At 72.1% G+C, this 19,107-nt stretch carries 21 protein-coding genes; 7 read left to right on the forward strand and 14 right to left on the reverse strand.

Annotated elements, in window-relative coordinates; translation table 11 throughout:
- Positions 1–187: 187 nt before the first annotated feature.
- Positions 188–3,241 carry a BTAD domain-containing putative transcriptional regulator gene (locus ACQP1N_RS01805; protein WP_433228718.1) on the forward strand — a complete coding sequence of 1,018 codons (3,054 nt, stop codon included), beginning with the start codon at positions 188–190 and terminating at the stop codon, positions 3,239–3,241.
- Here the strand turns inward: ACQP1N_RS01805 and ACQP1N_RS01810 are convergent.
- The 6 genes from ACQP1N_RS01810 to ACQP1N_RS01835 are packed head-to-tail and all read right to left on the reverse strand — an operon-like array spanning position 3,223 to position 6,333.
- A complete protein-coding gene (locus ACQP1N_RS01810) occupies positions 3,223–4,047 on the reverse strand; it encodes an ABC transporter permease (protein ID WP_433228720.1) in 825 nt (274 codons plus the stop codon). The genes ACQP1N_RS01805 and ACQP1N_RS01810 overlap by 19 nt on opposite strands.
- Positions 4,044–4,994, reverse strand: a complete 951-nt coding sequence (locus ACQP1N_RS01815; RefSeq protein WP_067807822.1) for an ATP-binding cassette domain-containing protein — start codon at positions 4,992–4,994, stop codon at positions 4,044–4,046. Before ACQP1N_RS01815 ends, ACQP1N_RS01810 begins: the two co-directional genes overlap by 4 nt.
- Positions 4,995–5,029: 35 nt before the next feature.
- The gene (locus ACQP1N_RS01820) at positions 5,030–5,179 is read right to left on the reverse strand and encodes a hypothetical protein (protein WP_433228722.1); all 150 of its coding nucleotides are present in this window, start codon (positions 5,177–5,179) and stop codon (positions 5,030–5,032) included.
- On the reverse strand, positions 5,176–5,649 hold the full coding sequence (locus tag ACQP1N_RS01825; RefSeq protein WP_433228724.1) for a hypothetical protein: 474 nt from the start codon (positions 5,647–5,649) through the stop codon (positions 5,176–5,178). Before ACQP1N_RS01825 ends, ACQP1N_RS01820 begins: the two co-directional genes overlap by 4 nt.
- Entirely contained in the window at positions 5,636–6,070 is a 435-nt protein-coding gene (locus ACQP1N_RS01830) for an ATP-binding protein (RefSeq protein WP_433228726.1), read from the reverse strand. Before ACQP1N_RS01830 ends, ACQP1N_RS01825 begins: the two co-directional genes overlap by 14 nt.
- Positions 6,071–6,081: 11 nt before the next feature.
- Positions 6,082–6,333 (reverse strand): hypothetical protein, encoded by a 252-nt coding sequence (locus tag ACQP1N_RS01835; RefSeq protein ID WP_433228727.1) that lies wholly within the window; start codon positions 6,331–6,333, stop codon positions 6,082–6,084.
- Between the two features lie 239 nt (positions 6,334–6,572).
- On the opposite strand from ACQP1N_RS01835, the gene ACQP1N_RS01840 reads away from it, so the two are divergent.
- The 3 genes from ACQP1N_RS01840 to ACQP1N_RS01850 all read left to right on the forward strand — a co-directional run bounded on the left by ACQP1N_RS01840 (position 6,573) and on the right by ACQP1N_RS01850 (position 8,178).
- The gene (locus ACQP1N_RS01840) at positions 6,573–7,436 is read left to right on the forward strand and encodes a helix-turn-helix domain-containing protein (RefSeq protein ID WP_433228728.1); all 864 of its coding nucleotides are present in this window, start codon (positions 6,573–6,575) and stop codon (positions 7,434–7,436) included.
- Positions 7,436–7,645 carry a DUF397 domain-containing protein gene (locus ACQP1N_RS01845; RefSeq protein ID WP_433228730.1) on the forward strand — a complete coding sequence of 70 codons (210 nt, stop codon included), beginning with the start codon at positions 7,436–7,438 and terminating at the stop codon, positions 7,643–7,645. The genes ACQP1N_RS01840 and ACQP1N_RS01845 overlap by 1 nt, the downstream gene beginning before the upstream one ends.
- Positions 7,646–7,971: 326 nt before the next feature.
- Complete coding sequence (locus ACQP1N_RS01850; RefSeq protein WP_433228732.1) at positions 7,972–8,178, forward strand: DUF397 domain-containing protein; 207 nt, start codon at positions 7,972–7,974, stop codon at positions 8,176–8,178.
- A 220-nt stretch (positions 8,179–8,398) separates the two neighbouring features.
- Here ACQP1N_RS01850 and ACQP1N_RS01855 read toward each other — a convergent pair whose 3' ends face one another.
- Positions 8,399–8,707 (reverse strand): hypothetical protein, encoded by a 309-nt coding sequence (locus tag ACQP1N_RS01855; protein ID WP_067797825.1) that lies wholly within the window; start codon positions 8,705–8,707, stop codon positions 8,399–8,401.
- 73 nt (positions 8,708–8,780) lie between these two features.
- Complete coding sequence (locus tag ACQP1N_RS01860) at positions 8,781–9,182, reverse strand: nuclear transport factor 2 family protein (protein WP_067797828.1); 402 nt, start codon at positions 9,180–9,182, stop codon at positions 8,781–8,783.
- A 63-nt stretch (positions 9,183–9,245) separates the two neighbouring features.
- Between ACQP1N_RS01860 and ACQP1N_RS01865 the strand changes: the two genes are divergently transcribed.
- The gene (locus ACQP1N_RS01865) at positions 9,246–9,860 is read left to right on the forward strand and encodes a TetR/AcrR family transcriptional regulator (protein WP_433228734.1); all 615 of its coding nucleotides are present in this window, start codon (positions 9,246–9,248) and stop codon (positions 9,858–9,860) included.
- On the opposite strand, the gene ACQP1N_RS01870 is transcribed toward ACQP1N_RS01865, so the two are convergent.
- Positions 9,786–10,481 carry an HAD family hydrolase gene (locus tag ACQP1N_RS01870; RefSeq protein ID WP_433228735.1) on the reverse strand — a complete coding sequence of 232 codons (696 nt, stop codon included), beginning with the start codon at positions 10,479–10,481 and terminating at the stop codon, positions 9,786–9,788. The two genes, ACQP1N_RS01865 and ACQP1N_RS01870, sit on opposite strands and share 75 nt — an antisense overlap.
- A gap of 115 nt (positions 10,482–10,596) precedes the next feature.
- Between ACQP1N_RS01870 and ACQP1N_RS01875 the strand changes: the two genes are divergently transcribed.
- Entirely contained in the window at positions 10,597–12,090 is a 1,494-nt protein-coding gene (locus ACQP1N_RS01875; protein ID WP_067797834.1) for a CYTH and CHAD domain-containing protein, read from the forward strand.
- Here ACQP1N_RS01875 and ACQP1N_RS01880 read toward each other — a convergent pair.
- From ACQP1N_RS01880 to ACQP1N_RS01890, 3 genes are all read right to left on the reverse strand, one after another.
- Positions 12,087–12,956 carry an NUDIX hydrolase gene (locus ACQP1N_RS01880; protein WP_067797837.1) on the reverse strand — a complete coding sequence of 290 codons (870 nt, stop codon included), beginning with the start codon at positions 12,954–12,956 and terminating at the stop codon, positions 12,087–12,089. The genes ACQP1N_RS01875 and ACQP1N_RS01880 overlap by 4 nt on opposite strands.
- Complete coding sequence (locus tag ACQP1N_RS01885; RefSeq protein ID WP_433228736.1) at positions 12,949–15,033, reverse strand: RNA degradosome polyphosphate kinase; 2,085 nt, start codon at positions 15,031–15,033, stop codon at positions 12,949–12,951. Before ACQP1N_RS01885 ends, ACQP1N_RS01880 begins: the two co-directional genes overlap by 8 nt.
- 128 nt (positions 15,034–15,161) lie before the next feature.
- Complete coding sequence (locus ACQP1N_RS01890; RefSeq protein ID WP_131732446.1) at positions 15,162–16,625, reverse strand: pentapeptide repeat-containing protein; 1,464 nt, start codon at positions 16,623–16,625, stop codon at positions 15,162–15,164.
- Between the two features lie 143 nt (positions 16,626–16,768).
- On the opposite strand from ACQP1N_RS01890, the gene ACQP1N_RS01895 reads away from it, so the two are divergent.
- Complete coding sequence (locus ACQP1N_RS01895) at positions 16,769–17,083, forward strand: hypothetical protein (RefSeq protein ID WP_433228738.1); 315 nt, start codon at positions 16,769–16,771, stop codon at positions 17,081–17,083.
- Between the two features lie 69 nt (positions 17,084–17,152).
- Here ACQP1N_RS01895 and ACQP1N_RS01900 read toward each other — a convergent pair whose 3' ends face one another.
- Both ACQP1N_RS01900 and ACQP1N_RS01905 read right to left on the reverse strand, forming a co-directional pair.
- Complete coding sequence (locus ACQP1N_RS01900) at positions 17,153–18,301, reverse strand: CU044_5270 family protein (RefSeq protein ID WP_433228740.1); 1,149 nt, start codon at positions 18,299–18,301, stop codon at positions 17,153–17,155.
- On the reverse strand, positions 18,298–18,849 hold the full coding sequence (locus ACQP1N_RS01905; RefSeq protein ID WP_242608668.1) for an RNA polymerase sigma factor: 552 nt from the start codon (positions 18,847–18,849) through the stop codon (positions 18,298–18,300). Before ACQP1N_RS01905 ends, ACQP1N_RS01900 begins: the two co-directional genes overlap by 4 nt.
- Positions 18,850–19,107 lie beyond the last annotated feature (258 nt).

Below are 19,107 nucleotides of genomic sequence, written 5' to 3' on the forward strand. Positions count from 1 at the left end.
AAATGACCGGCGTCTCCCGAGGTCGTTCAGGTGGTGACCGGCGGATCCTTGGCCAGAAATGGTGACGCCGAGACGGATTTGTTCGGCTTCGGACCATCGTCGAGTAGGACGTCAGCAAGTTCGCCGGTTCCGGGCCGGGGTGACGGCGGCGGCTTCCGGGGCGGGGTGGGGGTGGGAGAGTTGGGGGGTGCGGGTTGGGATCCTTGGGCCGCTGGTGGTCACGGACCAGGGGAATGATGTCGCCGTTCGCGGGGCCCGGCTGCGGGTGCTGCTGATCAGGCTGGCGCTGGAGCCGGGGCGGACGGTCACCGCCGAGACGCTCGTCCAGGCGCTGTGGCCGGAGGGCGGCCCCGGCGTGCACGCGTTGCAGGCGCTCGTTTCGCGGTTGCGGCGGTGCCTGCCGGACGGGCGGCTGCGGTCGGTGCCCGGCGGTTACGTCCTGGACGTCGAGTCGGTCGACGCGCCGGAGTTCGAGCGGCTGGCCGGGGAGGGGCGCGGGGCGCTGCGGGACGGGGACGCCGGGGCCGCGGTCTCGCGGTTGCGGGAGGCTCTCGGGCTGTGGCGGGGGGACGCCCTGGCGGACGCGGCCGGGATGCCGTTCGCGGACGCGGCGGCCGTGCGGCTGGAGGCGCTGCGGGTCGCGGCGGTCGAGGACCGGGTGGCCGCCGAGCTGGCCGCCGGGACCGAACCGGCGCGGCTGATCGCGGAGCTGGAGGAGCTGGCGGCTCTGCATCCGCTGCGGGAGCGGCCCCGCGCGCTGCTCGTCGAGGCGCTGCACGAGGGGGGACGGTCCGCCGAGGCGCTGGCGGCGTTCGAGCGGTTCAGGCGTGTGCTGGCGGAGGAGCTGGGCGCCGATCCCGGGCGGGAACTGCGGGAGGCGTACACGGCCGTCCTGCGGGCCGCGCCCAGGGAGCGGGCGCGCGGGAATCTGCGGGTGCCGCCGACCAGCTTCGTCGGCCGGGAGAGCGAGTGCGCGTGGATCGCGCGGGCGCTGTGGGACGGCCGGCTGGTCACGCTCGTCGGCCCCGGAGGCGCGGGGAAGACGCGGCTGGCGACGCGGGTCGCCGCGGATCTGGCCGAACGGTTTCCGGGCGGGGTCTGGGTCGTCGAACTGGCCGCGGTCGGTGAACCCGAGGACGTGCCCCGCGCGGTGGCGGACGTCCTCGGGCTCCGCGACGGGGCGAACCGGCTGGCGGAGGCGCTGTCCGCCGACGAGACGCTGATCGTCCTGGACAACTGCGAGCACGTCGTGGACGCGGCGGCCCGGCTCGTCCACGAGCTGCTCGGCACCTGCCCCGGCCTGCGCGTGCTGGCGACCGGCCGGGAGCGGCTCGGCGTCGACGGTGAGGCGCTGTGCCCGGTGCCGCCGCTCGACCTTCCCGAACCGGGGCAGGACGGGCGGGCGGCGGCGTCGGTGCGGTTGTTCGCCGAGCGGGCGGCGGCCGTCCGGCCGGGGTTCACGGTGGACGGCGAGGTGATCGGGGAGATCTGCCGGCGGCTGGACGGGCTTCCGCTGGCGATCGAACTGGCCGCCGCCCGGCTGCGGTCGATGTCGGCGGAGCAGCTCGCCGCCCGGCTGGACGACCGGTTCCGGCTGCTGACCGGCGGGAACAGGACCGCCCTGCCGCGGCATCGGACGCTGCGGGCCGTCGTCGCGTGGAGCTGGGACCTGCTGGCGGAGGCCGAGCGCCGGTTCGCCGAGCGGCTGTCGGTGTTCCCCGGCACGATCACGCCGGAGAGCGCGGCGAGGGTGACGGGCTCCGCCGACGCGCTGGACGTTCTGGACTCGCTCGTCGACCGGTCGCTGCTCCAGGCCGTTGACGGCCCCGAGCCTCGTTTCCGCATGCTGGAGACCATCCGCGAGTACGGGCGGGAGCGCCTGGCGGACGCCGGGGACACCGGCCGGGTGCGGGCCGCGCACGCCCGATGCTTCCTGGAGCTGGCCGAACGGGCGGAGCCGTATCTGCGCGGCCCGGAACAGCTGGGGTGGATCTCTCTGCTGGCGGCGGAGCGCGACAACCTTCTCGCCGCGCTGCACCACGCCGTGGACACGGGGGACGCCGAGGCGGCCGTCCGGATGTCCGCCGCGCTGGCCGTCTTCTGGATGATCCAGGGCGATCATGCCGAGGCGGCACGGCGGCTGCGGCTCGCCCTGGAGGTTCCGCGCCATGCCCCGGTCCCGGGGGAGGCGGCGGCGGTGGGCGGTTACGTGCTCAACACCGTCCTGTCCGGGGGCGACGCGCGTGACGACCCGCTGATCGGCGAGTATCCGGGGGCGGCGGCGCATCCGCTGGCCGCGCTGATCGAGCCCGCGGTCGCGCTGCTGAACGACGACCCCGCCGGTGGTGTCGCGGCCGTTGACCGTCGCCTCCCCGAGCCCGACCCGTGGACGAACGCCACATTGCATCTGGTGCGCGCCATGCTCAACGGCAACCGGGGCGAGATGGGCCAGGCCCGCATGGACATCGCCGCAGCCCAAGCCGGGTTCCGCGCGGCCGGGGAGCGGTCCGGGCTGGCGCTCGCGCTGACCTTCGGGGCCGAGACGCAGACCGTCACCGGGGACTTCGGCGGCGCCGTCGCCGCGCTGGAGGAATCGATCGGGCTGCTGCGCGAGCTGGGGCAGGACGACAACGCCGGGATGCAGCGGATGATGCTCGCCATGGCGCGGGCCCGGTCCGGTGACGTCGGGCGGGCGCGGGACGAGCTGTCCGCGATGATCGCGCCGGGTGCCGCGACCCCGGCCCGCCACCTGGTGCCCGTCCGGCTCGCACTCGGTGATCTCGCACGTCACGCCGGTGCTGCGGGCGAGGCCCGCGAGCACTACGCCGCCGCCGGACGGGAACTCGACCGCGTCCCGTCCCATCCGCAGTTCCGCTCGCTGCTGGAGACGGCGCACGGGCATCTGGCCATGGAACGGGACGACCCGGACGCGGCACGGCGGCATCTGCGGAAGGCGCTCACGCTCGCCGCCGGCGCGCCCGACATGCCGATCGCCGCCGTCGCCGGTTACGCGATCGCCCGCGCCGCGGCGGCCGACCCGGAGGGCGCCGCGGAGACGCTCGGCGCCGCGTCCGTCCTGCGCGGCGCGCCCGACACGTTCAACCCCGACGTCGTCGGGCTCACCCGCCGCCTCCGGAAGGACCTGGGCGAACGCGCCTTCCGGGCCGCCTACGACCGCGGTCGGCGGCTGGACGTCCCCGGCGCGTTCGCCCTGCTCGACGCTCAGCTCCGGCGCCGGTAGGCGGACACGGCGAGCGGCGCGAAGACGGCGAGGAACCCCGCCGACCACAGCAGCGTCATCGCCGCCGGATGCGCCACCGGACCGCCGATCAGCAGCCCCCGCGCGGCGTCCACCGCGTCGCTGACCGGGTTGACCTTCACCCACGCCTGGAGCCAGCCCGGCATCGTGTCCGTCGGGACGACCATGTTCGTGCCGAACGCCAGCGGGAAGATCCCGAGGAACGCCACCGTCTGCACGACGACCTCCTCCCTGATCAGGACGCCGATGAGCACGTTGATCCAGCCCATCGCGAAGCCCAGCGCGGTCGCCAGCCCGGCCGCGGCCAGCGCCGACGGCACATCGGTCTGGACGCGGAAGCCCATCAGGTAGCCGGTCGCGAACAGCACCACGGCCGCGACGACGTAGCGGATCACGTCGCCGAGGACGAGCCCGACGAGCGGCGCGGAACGTCCGATCGGCAGGCTCCGGAACCGGTCGAAGACGCCCTTCTTGATGTCGGTGTTGATGCTCAGCCCGGTCGCCAGCATCCCGGCGAGCAGCATCGTCATCACCAGCACACCGGGGAAGACGTACTGGAGATACGCGTGCGTGGAGCCGGACACCGCGCCGCCGAACAGGTACACGAACAGCAGCAGGAAGATGATCGGCATGAACAGCGCGTCGCTCAGCACGCCAGGACTGCGCCGCGTCCTGGTGAGGCTGCGCCCGGCGAGCAGCAGGCTGTGCCGGACGAGCCGGTAGCGCCGCCTCGGCCGCTCCGCCCCGCGCACGCCGAGGCCGGATTCGAGGATGACGTCGCTGCTCATGCCGCCACCTCCTCGGTGTGCCGGCCGGTCAGGGTGAAGAACACCTCGTCCAGGCTGGGCAGCCGGAGCGAGAGTTCGGTGACGCCGATGCCGGCGGCGTCCAGGCGGCGGACGGCCTCGGTGAACGCGCCGTCCCCGTCCCCGCCGACCGGCACCGACACCATGTCCCGGCGCGACTCGACCTCGCGTCCCGACACCGCGTGCAGGATTACGGCGACCTCGGCGAGCCGCCCCGGATCACGCGGGCGGACGCTGATCGTCTGCCCGCCCGCGATCCGCTTCAGCTCGGCGGGCGTGCCGGACGCGATGACCGTCCCATGGTCGATGACGGTGATCTCGTCGGCGAGGGCGTCGGCCTCCTCCAGGTACTGCGTGGTCAGCAGGACGGCCCCGCCGCCGTCGGTCATCGACCGGATCAGCCGCCACGCCTCCTCCCGCCGGCCGGGGTCGAGGCCGGTCGTCGGCTCGTCCAGGTAGATCACGGCGGGACGCCCGATCATGCTGGCGGCGAGGTCGAGGCGGCGCCGCATCCCGCCCGAGTAGGTCGAGACGCGGCGCCCGGCGTCGTCGGTGAGCTCGAACCGCTCCAGCAGCTCGGCGGCGCGGGCCTGCGCCTCCGCCTTGCGCATGTCGAGCAGCCGCCCGATGAGGACGAGGTTCTCGGTCGCGGTGAGGTCCTCGTCCACGGACGCGTACTGCCCGGTGAGGCCGATCAGCTCCCGCACCTTCGCCGCGTCCCGGACCACGTCCAGCCCGCAGACCTCGGCCGTGCCCGCGTCCGGCCGCAGCAGCGTCGCCAGAATCCGCACGGCCGTTGTTTTCCCCGCGCCATTGGGACCGAGGACGCCGAGGACGGTGCCCGGCCGCGCGGCCAACTCCACCCCCGCCAGCGCGGTCGTCTTCCCGAACCGTTTGACCAGGCCGTTTGCTTGAAATGCGTAACTCATACCGCGCAGGCTGCCGTGCGCCGCTCACAAACCGCTCACAGCGCCTCGTGCCACCGCGCCGTGTCGGTGTACTGGTGAAGCCACGAGACCTTGCCGCCGGTGACATGCCACAGATGGACGAACTCGGCGCCACCGGTGGTGTCTTCGGTCACCGGCTTGCCTTGCTCGGCCCGGCGGCTCATCACGGCCGACCCCATTGCCTGGTGGGGGACATCCGGTGCTTCAGGATCAGGTCCAGTGCCGTGGCCGCTCCCTTGGCGTTTCCGCAGGGGGCCACGAAGCCGCCGCGTCCGTCCCCGGTCTCGAAGTAGGCCCACATCCCGCCGGGCACGGCCCGGACCGTCACCACGGCCCAGACCTTTTCGGCCGCGCCGTCCCAGTAGACCCACAGCAGTGGGACGGGGCAGCGGAACTCCTGCCGGTCGTAGAGCCCCACGCACCGCCAGCCCAGCGGTATCAGCGCGACCCGCAGCAGCTCCAGGTTCCGCACCGCCGTGTCGTGGCCCATGCACGTCCGCCAGTCCAGCACGATCCGCCACCGCCCGGCCGTCCGGCGCACGACCCGCGCCATCGCGCCCGCTCCCTTCACTTTGATCCGTTGCGCCGCGATCCGTTCGGCCGCCCGGCCGAGCGCGAGCACGTCATGCCGCCACACGTGCCCACACCCACTTCCCGTGCGGCACGGTCGGGGACACCCCGCACGCGGAGGCCAGCGCCTCCACGATCGGCAGCCCGCGCCCGCCCGTTCCCGCCTCGTGCCCGGCCTCCAGCGCCGCCGCGTCCGGCGAGGCCACATCGGACGCCGCCGGCTTCCGCGCCGGCATGGCGTCGCAGGAGTCCCACACCGCCAGCAGCACCCCGCGCGCCTCGCGGGTGAACCGCACGCGGATCTTGCGGTCGGGGGTGTGCCGGACCGCGTTGGTGACCAGCTCACTGGCGATCAGCGTCACCTCATCGCGCAGCCCGGCCAGCCCCCACGCGCCCAGCCGCAACTCCACCAGCGCCCGCACCTGTCCCGGAGCCGTCCGCGCTGCCAGGAACGTCACGTCCAGCCCCCCGACGGCGTCCGCGCTCACCCCGCCGCCCATCACGGCCGCCGCGCGATCTGCCGCAGCACCAGCACCGCCCGCTCCGCCGCCGCACCCTCGCGCCCGACCTCGCCCAGCACGTGCCCGCGCTCCCCGCCCCACCGGAACCACCGACCGTCGCACACGATCACCCGGACGCCCCGCGCACCCGCCGCCGTGACCAGCGTCCCCCCGGACACCTCCGCGCGCCGTCCCCGCCGCGCCAGCTCCGCCGCCAGCACCTCCAGCGGCCCGCCCGTAACATCTCCCATAAGTCCGACTCCTTCCAGTCGGGCCAGGCCCCGGGCCACGGTGAGGTAAGCACCGGCCCGGGGCCGTTTGCTTTTGCCTGCGTTCCACCTGTCGTCTGTGGAACGCTGTGCACAGTGTGCCCCCGCATGGCACGCATATGCAAGGTATGCATCTGCATTGTTGGCAGACAGAGGATCATTGAGAGGCCAGAGCAGGCGATCTGACTGGTTACCTGCACGGCCACCAGGGAGGGAGCACCTTGCCAGCACCGACCGTGCGTCTTCGGCGGCTTGCGTCCGAGCTTCGCCAACTCCGCAAGGCCGCCGACCTCACCCGTGACGAGTTGGCCGAACGAACAGGCATCAACGTCGCCACCCTCTACCGAATAGAGACTGCCCGCGTCCGTCCCCAGGCGCGAACCTTGGCCGCGCTCCTGGATGCGTACGGAGTGGTTGACCCGAAGCGCTCAGAACTCATGACGCTGCTCAAGCAGTCGACACACCGAGGGTGGCTCAACACCTTCGCCTCCGACTTGCCCGAGCGCTACACCTCGTACATCGAGTTCGAGAACGAGGCGAGTGAGGTCCTGAACTACGAGTGTCTGTTCATCCCTGGCCTTCTCCAGACCGAGAGTTATGCGCGCGCCGCCATCGGTGGCACTCTCCCCGAGTGCACCCGTGATGAAATCGAGAGCCGGGTAGAGGCACGCATGCGGAGGCAAGCGGTCCTCACCAAGGATCAGCCGCTGAAGCTCTGGGCCATCGTGGACGAGGCAGCCCTCCGCCGGGCTGTGGGCGGTCGCGATGTCATGCGGGAACAGCTAGAACACTTGATCCGCGTCACCGAGCTTCCGACCGTGCATCTTCAAGTGATCCCTTTCGATGCGGGTGCCCACCCCGGCATGCCCGGATCGTTCGTCGTCATGAACTTCGCCGAACCGATGGGGCCTGACATCGTTTACATCGACAGCCAGGCAGGGGACCTCTTCCTAGAGGAGGAACCGGACATCTCCCGGTATAACCTAGTGTTCACACACCTCCGCGCCGGAGCGCTCAGTCCCAGTGCGTCCACTTCGTTGATCGCTGCGGCCGCAGGAGGTATGCGTCCAGGCAGAGGAGCATGATGACCGCCCCGCCCAACCCGTCGCATGGCCAGTGGCGGAAGAGTAGCCGGAGTAGTGGCAACGGCCAGTGCGTCGAGGTCGCCAGTCTGCAATCCGCTGTTGCCGTCCGGGACAGTAAGTTGCCATCCGGCCCCCGGCTGAGTATTCCTGCTCAGCAATGGGGACTGTTCCTGCAAGCCATCAAGGCAGGGCACCACGACATAGGTTGATGGCCGCCCCCAGGGCGCATCGTGGTGTGTGAGGAGTTTCCCTGCATAGGTCAGGCGCGCGGCCCATCGCCGCGCACCTTCGTGCATGGTGAGCCGATGCGCGCGGGTTCGGGATCGGCTCGGGTGACGCTGACCGGACGGAACAGGTTCCGGCGGACCGGGGATCGTCACCGGACGTGCGGACGGACACGAGACCGAGCGGGGTCCCTACCTCACCTGGCTCGGCCTGCCGACACCGTGACGGCCCTCCCCCAACCCGCCCGCCGCCACGCGCATCAGTCAAAGCTGAAGAGCTATCGTGATCCCCGGCTGAGGAGGTGCGGGCCATGACCAGCGTGGATCTCTCCCGTGCCATCTGGCGGAAGAGCCGCCGGAGCAACAACGGCGGCAACTGTGTGGAGGTTGCCGCTCTGCCCCATGACATCGGAGTACGCGACAGCAAGGACCCCGGCGCTGGGCACCTCGCGTTCACCATGGACATTTGGGCGGCGTTCGTGGCTGAGGTACGAGACGGCCGGTTCGACCTCCCGTGAGCTAGGCCGCTCAGCCGTGCGCGCCCCCGCTCAGCCTTTCCGCTGGCGGGGGCGTTGCTGTGCCGAGCGCACCGCCTCACGGCTACGCCCGGAGGGCTCACTCGCGTTGGCCGGGCTCGTGCCCTCACGTCGTGGTCGTCTTCCCGAATCGTTTGACCAGGCCGTCCGCGTGAAATGCGTAGCTCATACCGCGCAGGTTGCCGGGCACCGCTCATGCGGATTACTCCAGGTCGAACTTGACCTTCTGTCCCTCGACGGACGTGACCGTGATCGTGACGGGGCCGACCCGCGAGCGCTGCCCGTTGCCGATCGTGGTCGGCGCGGAGCCGCCGGCGGACACCGTCATGCCCCGCTCGGAGATCTGCGAGACGGTCACGTCGACGTCGTCGACCTCCACGGTCTGACCGGCGCCGTTCACGGTCACGTGGCACTTGCCGTTGACACAGCTGTGCGAGTTGGTCTGGCAGCCGGTGAGCAGCAGGACGCCGCCGAGCGCGGCGAGGGAAAGAACGAGCCCAGAACGCTTCACGGATACCCCCGTATCGGACGATGTCAGGCATATTGATGCGCCGGACCGCGTTCTGGTTCCCTCTGATCCCTGGTCAGGCCGGGGACAGCGCCTCGTGCCACCGCGCCGTGTCGGTGTACTGGTGGAGCCATGAGATCTTGCCGCCGGTGACGCGCCACAGATGGACGAACTCGGCCTCGTAGGGGCGTCCCGTAGAGCGCGCGGTGCCACGGTAGCGGCCGGTCACCACCACGAGCCCATCGCCGGTCTCGTGCCAGGTCTCGGCATAGGGGGCGGTGTCGTATTCGGTGAAGACGGCGCCCCACACCCGCGTGAGCGTCTCCTCGGGGCCTTGGAAGGTGCCACCGGCGCCGAACGGCAGGCCGGGCGCGGTGTGGGCCTCGAATTCCGGATGCAGGAGGGCGAGGAGCGCGGCGGCGTCGGCCGCCTGGGCGGCGGCGTAGAACCCGGCGACGACGTCCGAGTCTGCGGTCATGGGGTCACCTTTTAGAGAGTGTGTTCTAGAATGGTCACCCTACTAAAACACGGGAGGCGTCCCTTGGGAAGGCCGGCCAAGTTCAGCGAGGACCAGATCCTCGACGCCGCCCTCGCGGTGACCGCCGAGGACGGGCCCGCCGCCGCCACGGTCGGCGCCATCGCCAGGCGCCTCGGCGCCCCGACCGGCTCGATCTACCACCGGTTCGGCTCGCGCGACCTGCTGCTCGCCACCCTGTGGGCGCGCTGCGTGCGGCGTTTCCAGGAGGGCTTCGTCACGGCGTTGGCGGCGGACGACGCCGAATCGGCCGCCCTGCACACGCCCCGATGGTGCCGCTCCCACCCGGACGAGGCCGCCGTCCTGCTCCTGCACCGGCGGCAGGACCTCGTCGCCGAGTGGCCCGACCGGTTCGCCGCGCTGAACCGCGAAAGCGTCGACGCCCTCAATGCCTTCGCCGGGCGGCATCCCGGGCTCGACCGCGAACGCCTCGTGTTCGCCACGGTGGACGTGCCCTACGGCGCCGTCCGCCGCCATCTGCTCGACCGCCGCCCGCCCCCGCCCGCGGTGGACGACCTGATCGTCACGGCGTGCCGCGCCGTGCTGTCAGAGCCCGCCGAGGATCGCCTCGACGGTCTTCGGAGTGTCGGCCAGGTCGGGGAGGACCACTTCCGCGCCTGAGACGCGCAGGGCGGCGGCCGGGGTGGCGCCCGTCGCGACCGCTATGACGCGAGCGCCGCCTTCGTGGCCCGCGCGGACGTCGTGGGGCGTGTCCCCGATCAGGACCGTGTTGGCGGCGGTGAACTCGCCGGCGTACTTGCGGGCCGCGCGCCGCTGCGCGAGGGCGACGAGGGGCGGACGCTCGACCGCGTCCATGCCGTAAGCCCCCACGTCCAGGTCGAAATAGCCGATGAGGGCGAACGCGGTCAGCTTGATGGCCGCGATCTGCTCCATGTTGCCGGTCAGCGCCGACTGGATCACGTCCGTACGGGCGGCGAGGGACTTCAACGCGGCGTGGACGCCCGGCAGGACGTGCCCCCGGGACGGGAACTCGTGGGAGCGGGCCTCGAACGCCTCGGCCAGCGCGGTCGTGAAGGAGGCCAGGAGGTCGGGCGTCGGCTCTATGCCGTGGTGGCGGAGGGTCTCGGTGGTGATGGCGCGGTCGGTGCGCCCGGCCATGGGGGCGACCTTCTCGGGCGGACGGCCGAAGAGGCGGTGGAACACCCCCGCGTAGATGTCGGCGCTGATGCCGCCTGCGTTGATGAGCGTGTGGTCGATGTCCCAGAGCACCAGTGTCCGCACGCACGCATGCTAGACGAGACCGTGCGTAAAGGTTTCTGCCGCCGTCCACCTCGGCGTGAAATGCTTGTCATCTGGGTGTGTGTGCCGGTTATGGAGCGTCCGTAAGGAGCAGAGCGTGCCCGAAAGGCATCTCGAAATCGAGCAGAAGTACGATGCCGCCGCCGACTTCGTCCTGCCGGACCTGGCCGGCCTGCCGGGCGTGGCGGCGCTCGGGGAGCCGGAGGTCCACGAGCTGCACGCCACCTATTTCGACACCGCCGACCTGCGGCTCGCCGCCAACAAGATCACGCTGCGCCGGCGGCGGGGCGGGCCGGACGCGGGCTGGCACCTGAAGATGCCGGTGGGCCCGGACAGCAAGCAGGAGCTGCGGGCCCCGCTCGGCCGGCCGCTGGTCGTCCCGGCGCGGCTGGCGGGGCTGGTCGCGGCGTACACGCGGGGGGCCGAGCTGCGTCCCGTCGCGACGCTGGAGACCAGGCGGACGGTCGTCCGGCTGTTCGCGGCGGACGGGACCGAGCTGGCGGAGGTCGCCGACGACCTGGTGACGGGCAGGGGCGGGCAGGACTCCGAGCCTGAGCAGTGGCGGGAGATCGAGGTCGAGCTCGGGGCGGGCACGCCCGAACTGCTGAAAGCCGCCGGCAAGCGGCTCCGCAAGAGCGGCGCGAAGAAGGGCAAGTCGTCGTCCAAGCTGGGGCGGCTGCTCGGGGGCGCCGTGGTGCCGTCCGAGACGGCGGCGGCGCGGGCGGCGGCCAGGTCGCGGATCGCGGCGGCCACCTGCAACGGGAAGGGGCCGGCGATCACCACCGGCGAGGTCGTCATGGCCTATCTCGCCGAGCAGATCGAAGCGATCATGCAGTTCGACCCGAAGGCGCGGCTGGGCGAGGACGACGCCGTCCACCGGATGCGGGTGGCGGTGCGCCGGACGAGGAGCGCGCTGCGCAGCTACCGTTCCGTCCTGGACACGGGCAGGACCTCCCCGCTCGGCCCGGAACTGCGGTGGCTGGCCGAGGTCCTCGGCGAAGTCCGCGACCTCGAGGTGCTGCGCATGCGCTTCCAGGGCGCGCCCGAGTTCCTGCTGAACGATCTGGAAAAGCAGGAGCGGGCCGCGTACCGGCGGATGAACGCGAGCCTCAGGGAACCGAGGTACTTCGCGCTGCTCGACGAACTCGACGGGCTCATCGCCGACCCGCCGCTCGCCGCGGCGGCGGGCAGGAAGGCCCGCAAGGAACTGCCCGGCCTCGTCACCAGGGCATGGGAGCGGATGGCCAAGGAGTACGCGTCGATCAGCACGGCCGATGACGCCGAGACCGCGCGCCACGACACCCGCAAGGAGGCCAAACGCGCCCGGTACGCGGCGGAGCTGGCGGTCCCGATGCTGGGTGTGGCGGCGAAACGGGTGGTCAAGGACGCCAAGCGGATCCAGGAGGTCCTCGGCGGCTACCAGGACGGCGTCATCGCCATGGAGCATCTCGCGGCGGCCGCGAAACGCACCCGGATACCCGCGGAGGCGTTCACGCTCGGTGTCCTCTACGGAAGGGAACAGTGCGAGGCCGAAAGCGCCCGCGACCACCTCGCGACGACCTGGTCGCAGACCCTCGGCCCGTCGTTCTAGACGCTGTGGCGCTCCAGTGAGGCCATGGCGCCGCCGGCGAGGTGGGCCACCCAGAATTCGCCCTTGCGCAGGGGCGGGTCGTCGGGGACCTTCTCGCCGAGTTCCCTGCACAGGCCGGTGACGAGTGCGGAGACGACCTCGCCGTGCGTGCACACGACCGTCGGCGCGCCCGCCAGGGAGAGCAGCCGTTCCGCGGCGCGGTCCGGGCCGGTGTCGCCGACGGTGAACGCCGGGTCCGTGACGACGGAGGTCCGGGCGAGCCGCGCGTACGGCAGGACGGTCTCCACGCAGCGCGCCGTCGTCGAGCTGACCGCCCGCATCCGCCCGTAGGCGTGCAGCAGCCCGGCGAGGGCGGCCGCGTCACCGCGGCCGGCGGTGTCCAGGGGGCGCAGCTCGTCGGCCTCGCGCCATGCGCGCTTCTCCCCGGCGGACGCGTGCCGCAGGATCACCAGCGGCGAGGTGCGGGCGGGCCCGCGCAGGAACTCGCGGAGCAGGTCGATGTCGGGTTCGTAGCTGAGCCGGGCCTCCGCCTCGGCGGCCGGGAGCCAGACCAGCTCGTCCACCTCGTCGTTGGGCGCGAACACGCTCTCGGTGACGGGCCGGGCCGCCCAGTAGTCGACGTGCTTCGTCCGGTCCCCGATCGGGTACGTGCTGGACGGCAGGCGGTGCCCCAGCCGGGCGACGATGCCCGTCTCCTCCGCGATCTCCCGGACGGCGGCGCGCAGCACGTGCTCGCCCCGGTCGACCTTGCCCTTGGGGAACGACCAGTCGTCGTAGCGGGGACGGTGCACCACCGCGAACTCGGGGCCGTCCCGCCACAGCAGCGCGCCCGCGGCGTGGACCACCTGCTTACCGGGCTCAGGCATCGACGGTCCTCCACCGGCGGCTCTTGACCAGGTGCGTCTGGATGTCGAGCAGGGTCTCGCCGGGCCGGGGCTGGTTGCGGGTCCACGTGCCGTCGCCCGCGAGCGTCCACGCGCGGGTGCCGTCGTCCATGGCCAGGCCGAGCAGGGACAGCAGGTCGTCGCGCTGCGGCCGGTCGGTGACGGTGACGAGGGCCTCGACGCGGCGGTCCAGGTTGCGGTGCATGAGGTCGGCGCTGCCGAGCCACACCTCGGGTTCGCCGCCGTTCTCGAACGCGAACACCCGGGAGTGCTCCAGGAACCGGCCGAGGACGCTGCGCACCCGGATCGTGTCCGACAGGCCGGGCACGCCGGGGCGCAGCGCGCAGATGCCGCGGACCCAGATGTCCACCGGCACCCCCGCCTTCGACGCCCGGTACAGCGCGTCGATGAGCACCTCGTCCACGAGGGAGTTGCACTTGATCCGGACGCGGGCGGGATGCCCGGCCCGCCGGTTGTCGATCTCGTGCTCGATCCGCTGGACGAGCCCGGACCGCAGGCTGTTCGGCGCGACGAGCAGCCGGTGGTAGGAGTTCTGCCGCGAGTAGCCGGTCAGGTGGTTGAACAGGGCGCTGACGTCCTCGCCGACCTCGGGATCGGCGGTGAGCAGCCCGAAGTCCTCGTAGAGGCGGGCCGTCTTCGGGTGGTAGTTGCCGGTGCCGATGTGGCAGTAGCGGCGCAGCTGGCCGTCCGGGTCCTGCCGGACGACGAGCGCGAGCTTGCAGTGCGTCTTCAACCCGACGAACCCGTACACGACGTGGCAGCCGGCCGTCTCCAGCTTGCGCGCCCACGCGATGTTGGCGCGCTCGTCGAACCGGGCCTTCAGCTCGACGACGACCACGACCTGTTTGCCCGCCTCGGCGGCGCTCATCAGCGCGTCCACGATCGGGGAGTCGCCGCTCGTCCGGTACAGCGTCTGCTTGATCGCGAGGACCTGCGGGTCGGCCGCGGCGTCCTCGATCAGCCGCTGCACGGTGGTGGTGAACGAGTCGTACGGGTGGTGGACGAGCACGTCCCCTTCGCGGATGGCGTTGAAGATGCTCACGTCCTCCGGCAGCGCCTCCTTGGACGGCACGAAGGGCGGGTATTTCAGCTCCGGGCGGTCGAGGTCGGCGATGGCCACGAGGCCGCCGAGGTCGAGCGGGCCGATGACGCGGTAGATCTGGCTCTCGTCCACCTGGAGTTCGGAGGTGAGCAGCTCCAGCACGCCCGCGGAGATCGACTCCTCGACCTCCAGCCGGACGACCGGGCCGAACCGGCGGCGCAGCAGCTCGCGTTCGAGCGCCTGCAGCAGGCCCTCGCTGATGTCCTCGTCGATCTCCAGGTCCTGGTTGCGGGTGACGCGGAACGCGTGGTGCTCGACGACCTCCATCCCGATGAACAGCTGCCCGAGGTGCGCGGCGATGACGTCCTCCAGCGGCGTGAACCGGTCGGGGGACGCCTCGATGAAGCGCGGCAGCAGCGGCGGCACCTTGACGCGGGCGAACATCGTCGCGTCCGTCTCCGGGTCGCGGACGATCACCGCGAGGTTCAGCGACAGGCCCGAGATGTACGGGAAGGGGTGCGCGGAGTCGACGACGAGCGGGGTGAGGACGGGGTAGATCCGGTCGCGGAACAGCCGCCGCAGCCGCTCCTGCTCGGTCTCGGCCAGCCCGTCCCAGCGCAGGATGTCGATGCCCTCGTCGCTGAGCGCGGGGCGGATCTCGGCACGGAAGCAGGCCGCGTGCCGCGCCATCAGCTCATGCGCGACCTCGCCGGTGCGTTCCAGCACCTCGCGGGGTTGCCGGCCGCTCGCGGACTGGACGGCGAGCCCGGTCGCCATCCGGCGGGCGAGGCCGGCGACGCGGACCATGAAGAACTCGTCCAGGTTGCTGGCGAAGATCGACAGGAACCGGACGCGTTCGAGCAGCGGGAGGTCGGGGTCCTCGGCGAGTTCCAGGACGCGCTGGTTGAATCTCAGCCAGCTCTCCTCCCGGTCGAGGAAGCGATCGTCCGGCAGCGCTTCGGCCGGCTGGGGGAGCTGTCCCGGGGTGACGGTCATACCGTGATTTTCCCTGACCAAGATGAACGACGGTCGAACTCGGGTGTTTCACCTGAGTATTGGACCCTTCGATCATGCCCGGAGTTCCCGCAGATCACACCGGGTTTCCGCGTTCCGCGGGGTGTCCGCTAGGTGTTGTGCCCGGTCAGGTGCGCGGTGCGGGCGGTGTCCGCCCGGTTGTCATGGTGCAGGGCGGACGCGCCGCAGCACACCAGCGCCACGATGACGGCGAGCCAGGCGACGGCGCGTCCCGCCCGGAGCCCGTAGCCGCAGGTGATCCAGAGCAGGTGCAGGCCGAGGCGGCGCCACGGATCGCGCTCGGCGCGCCGCCGCATCTCCAGCGCGCCGTAGCGGAAGTCCCGGGCCAGGCGGCCCCGGCCGGTCTCGGCGGCGGCGCGGGCCAGCTCCAGGTAGAGGGCGCGGAGCCGGTCGTCGTAGGCGGTGCCGCCGGTGCCCCGGATGAGATCCTCGGCGAGCACCGCGCGTCCGCCGTACTGCCACGGCCCCCGGTGCGCGACGGTCGCGAACGAGCATTCGCCCGCGATCGTCAGCGTGTCCGGGCGGCGCAGGCCGAGGAAGGCGCAGCCGCTCAGGTCGACGTCGGCGAGGTGCAGCCGGGCCGCGTCCGCCCGCCGCAGCGAGACGACCCGGACGGCCGTGGGGCCCGGCCACGGCGGCTCGGCCAGCCCCTGGATCGGATGGGCCAGCAGCCGGACGGAGACCGGGCCCTCGAACACCGCGTCCTCCAGGTCGAGTTCGGCGTGCCGCAGCCGGAAGCCGGCCTCCCCGTGCACGGTCGCGCCGCGCGCCGTGACCTGCCGGACCGCCGCGTGCACCCGCAGGCCGCCGTGCACGCTCGCGTCCGTCAGCCCGATCCGGCCGCCCGCGACCAGCGGGCCGAGCCGCACCCCCTGCCGGAACCGTGTCCGCTCGAACCGGGCGTGCCGGGTCACCTGGACGCGCTTGAACGAGACGGGGCCGCCGAAACGCGCCGCCTGCATCGCCGCGTCCCGGCCGAACCGGGCGCGGTCGAAGCAGGCCGCGCCCATGAACACCGCCTTCCGGAACGACGCGTCGGCGTGCCAGCGCGCCTCGCCGAACACGGCGTCGCCGGTGAAGACGGCCTCCTCGAACGAGGTGAACCGGTGGAAGCGCGCCTCGTGGAAGGAGACGTTGCGGCCGAACCGCGCGCCCCGGAACGAGACGTTGCCGAAGAACCGCGCGTCGTAGCACGACACGCCGCCGAGGAAGCACGCGCCGTCGAACGAGCTGTCGCCCTCCACGCAGATGCCGCGCAGCACGGCGTCGGAGGGGAGCACCGCGCCGTCGAAACGGGTGCGGCCGAGGTGGGGCCGCCCGTCGGGCCCGGTGACGGCGTCCAGGACCGCGTCGAGGAGCCATGCCGGCACGGTCACGCCGCGCAGGTCGAGGTCGGCGCCCGGACGGAGCGCGCCCACGAACTCCTCGAACTCGTGGGGGCGCAGGTGGGCGGGGCAGCTTCCGAGCCGGCCGGCGGCCCGCCCGATGCATCCGCGGACGGCCGTGCAGCGCGGCCAGAACACCGCCGGTGAGGAAGGCTCGTGAAGGGTCACTGTCACGTTCTACCCACGGCGGTCCGCGCAGTGCAGGTCTCCCGACGGTCAGGTACTTGCGACCCCCGCGCCACCCCGGCCCCCGGCGGGGCGGCGATAAAAGGGGGGTTGTTTTGTCAGACCCTCGCGTAATGATTTGTGTTATGAGCAGAGACACCCATCCGGGGGTGCAGTGCCCGCACTGCCAATCGCATCTCGCGCTCGTCCCCGTGACTGGAAACACCGTGCCCGGAAACTCCGCCGCACCCGTCCCCGTCCTGCCGATCATCGCGAAGGAGGAATGGCAGCCGCCGCCCGTCGCGGAGGTGCTCGCCGTTTACGCCGGGCGCGCCAAGGACACCCTGACCGCGGCGCGTGGCGCCGCCAAGGTCAGGGAAAGTCTGGGCCGCGCGAAGGCGGCCGCCGCGCAGCGCAGGGCGGCGCAGAATACGGCCCGCCGGACGCCCAAAAGCGCTTGATCACATCTCGGCCACTAACGCCGGGAAGGGACGGCGCCATCGGGTGGCACCGTCCCTTCGGGTGATGGGTCAGCCCGGGTGGGAGTTCGTCCATTCCGAGGTGACCGTGACCGTGGCGTCCATCGTCCGCCCGGCGGGGATCTTCGTCCCGGCCGCCGGCACCAGCATGATGTTCTCACCGGCCAGCGCGGTGCCGGTGGACAGATCGAGGATCATCCGGTGGCGGATCACGCCGGCCTGCGTCTTCTCGTCCATGGCGATGGCGACTCCGGGACGGCCCTGCGGGTCCTTCACCTTTCCGACCGACTTCACCGCCGGAAGACCGGCCAGCATCCGGAATGCCGCCGCCCGGACCTGCGGCTTCACCGGCATGTCCAGCACCAGGCCGTGCGCCACCTCGTAGAGCCACTGGTCCGCCGGCATCGGAGCGCCCGACTCGGTGCCGTGGCCCTTGTACCAGCGCAGCAGTTCGGCCTTGAGCCGTTTCGGATCGGACGGCAGCGAGCGCAGATCCCGCATCGTCACGTTCCGGCCGAGCCAGAACACCTTGTCGCCGTCGACCAGCGCCGCGCTGTTCACCTCCGGACGGCCGGGCGCGGTCCGCGCCGGGAGCGTCTTACTCCGCGCCTTGGCCGTTCCGGCCTTGTGGAGAACGGGTACTTCCAATTCGAACTTGGCCGGCGATCCGGCGCGCCGCCACGCCGCCTCGTCCTGCGGTGTGGCGGGCTTGGCACCGAGGTTCTGCTGGAGCCCCCATGCCTTGACCCCCGGCTTGCTCGGCGTCCAGGACTCCGCCCTGTCCCGGACGGTCATGGCGTAGCGGTCCGTCCTCACCGGGTAGGTGTGGGACGAGATGGTCACCTGATGCCAGTACGCCCGCATCGTCTCGGTCTGACCGTCGGCCTTCTCCGCCGCCGCGAGCAGCACGGTCCGGGCGTCGAGCACCGGTTCGGCCCCGCCCGCCCGCGGCGTCCCGCCGGACGGGTTCCCGCCGGTCGTGACCACCGTCGCCGCGACGATCGCCCCCGCCGCCACCGCCCCGGCCAGGCTCAGCCCCCACACCGGGCGCACCCGGCGCACCCGGCGCCGCTCCGGCGCGGCCTGCGCGCCCGCCATGGCCCGCGCCAGCTCGGCACGCCGGACACCGTCGTCGACGGGCACGTCCGGATCGAATTCGGCCGGCCTCGCCTCGCGCAGGGTGTGCAGCACGTCCCTCATGACATCTCCTCGTTGATGATCCCTACCTGCGGCCGCCCGCCGGCCCGCGCGGTCCTGCCACCGGCCTCCTGCTCGGCGGCGCGGAGGAGGCGGCGGCGGGCGCGGTGCAGGCGGACGCGCAGCGCGGCCGGTGAGCAGCGGACGACCTTGGCCGCCTCCCGCGGCGTCAGCCCCTGCCAGGCGATCAGGATCAGGATCTCCCGATCGCTCTCCGGCAGCGTGGCCATCGCGCGCAGCACGGCGAGCCGTTCCGCCACGTCCTCGGCGATGTCGCCAGCGGACCGCCGGGCCGAGCGGCCCAGCTCCGCGGTGAACGACTCACGCCGCTTCTCCGCCCGGTGGCCGTCGCGCAGCACGTTCCGCGCGACGCCGAGCAGCCACGGCAAGGCCGGTTCGGGAACGTCGGCGAACCGCCGCCACGCGATCGCGAACGTCTCGCTCACCACCTCGTCCGCGACCTGCCGCCCGGCCCGCGCGGCGGCGTACGCCCACACGCGCTGCCGGCACTCGTCGTAGATCGCGGTGAAGCGCTGTTCATCGGGAGTCACGCCGGCCACCGCCCGTCCCTCCGCCGCTGTCGTCCGACACCGCTTCTCCGTCCGTCCAGGTGTTCATGTCATGAGGTAGTGGTCGGGGGAGCGGCGTTGTTACAAGGGATGGTGTCGTCCTCCCGGAGGCTCCCAGTAGGTTGGGGCCGCCCCCCGATTCGGGTGTTTGCTGTCCATTTCACCGCCCGGATACCTCTAATATTTGCTCGACGGCAATCAAACCCGCCTGATCCGTACGGTTGCGCCGGACCGAAGGAG

The sequence above is a fragment of the Actinomadura formosensis genome (genome assembly GCF_050948385.1).
GTDB lineage: Bacteria > Actinomycetota > Actinomycetes > Streptosporangiales > Streptosporangiaceae > Spirillospora > Spirillospora formosensis.

What these genes read in the sequence shown, in the direction of transcription:
- ACQP1N_RS01835 (WP_433228727.1), bottom strand. Translation starts at nt 6,333, where the DNA reads ATGGGAGATGTTACGGGCGGGCCGCTGGAGGTGCTGGCGGCGGAGCTG.
- ACQP1N_RS01895 (WP_433228738.1), top strand. Translation starts at nt 16,769, where the DNA reads ATGAGCAGAGACACCCATCCGGGGGTGCAGTGCCCGCACTGCCAATCG.
- ACQP1N_RS01900 (WP_433228740.1), bottom strand. Translation starts at nt 18,301, where the DNA reads ATGAGGGACGTGCTGCACACCCTGCGCGAGGCGAGGCCGGCCGAATTC.
- ACQP1N_RS01860 (WP_067797828.1), bottom strand. Translation starts at nt 9,182, where the DNA reads ATGACCGCAGACTCGGACGTCGTCGCCGGGTTCTACGCCGCCGCCCAG.
- ACQP1N_RS01850 (WP_433228732.1), top strand. Translation starts at nt 7,972, where the DNA reads ATGACCAGCGTGGATCTCTCCCGTGCCATCTGGCGGAAGAGCCGCCGG.
- ACQP1N_RS01885 (WP_433228736.1), bottom strand. Translation starts at nt 15,033, where the DNA reads ATGACCGTCACCCCGGGACAGCTCCCCCAGCCGGCCGAAGCGCTGCCG.
- ACQP1N_RS01815 (WP_067807822.1), bottom strand. Translation starts at nt 4,994, where the DNA reads ATGAGTTACGCATTTCAAGCAAACGGCCTGGTCAAACGGTTCGGGAAG.
- ACQP1N_RS01880 (WP_067797837.1), bottom strand. Translation starts at nt 12,956, where the DNA reads ATGCCTGAGCCCGGTAAGCAGGTGGTCCACGCCGCGGGCGCGCTGCTG.
- ACQP1N_RS01810 (WP_433228720.1), bottom strand. Translation starts at nt 4,047, where the DNA reads ATGAGCAGCGACGTCATCCTCGAATCCGGCCTCGGCGTGCGCGGGGCG.
- ACQP1N_RS01845 (WP_433228730.1), top strand. Translation starts at nt 7,436, where the DNA reads ATGACCGCCCCGCCCAACCCGTCGCATGGCCAGTGGCGGAAGAGTAGC.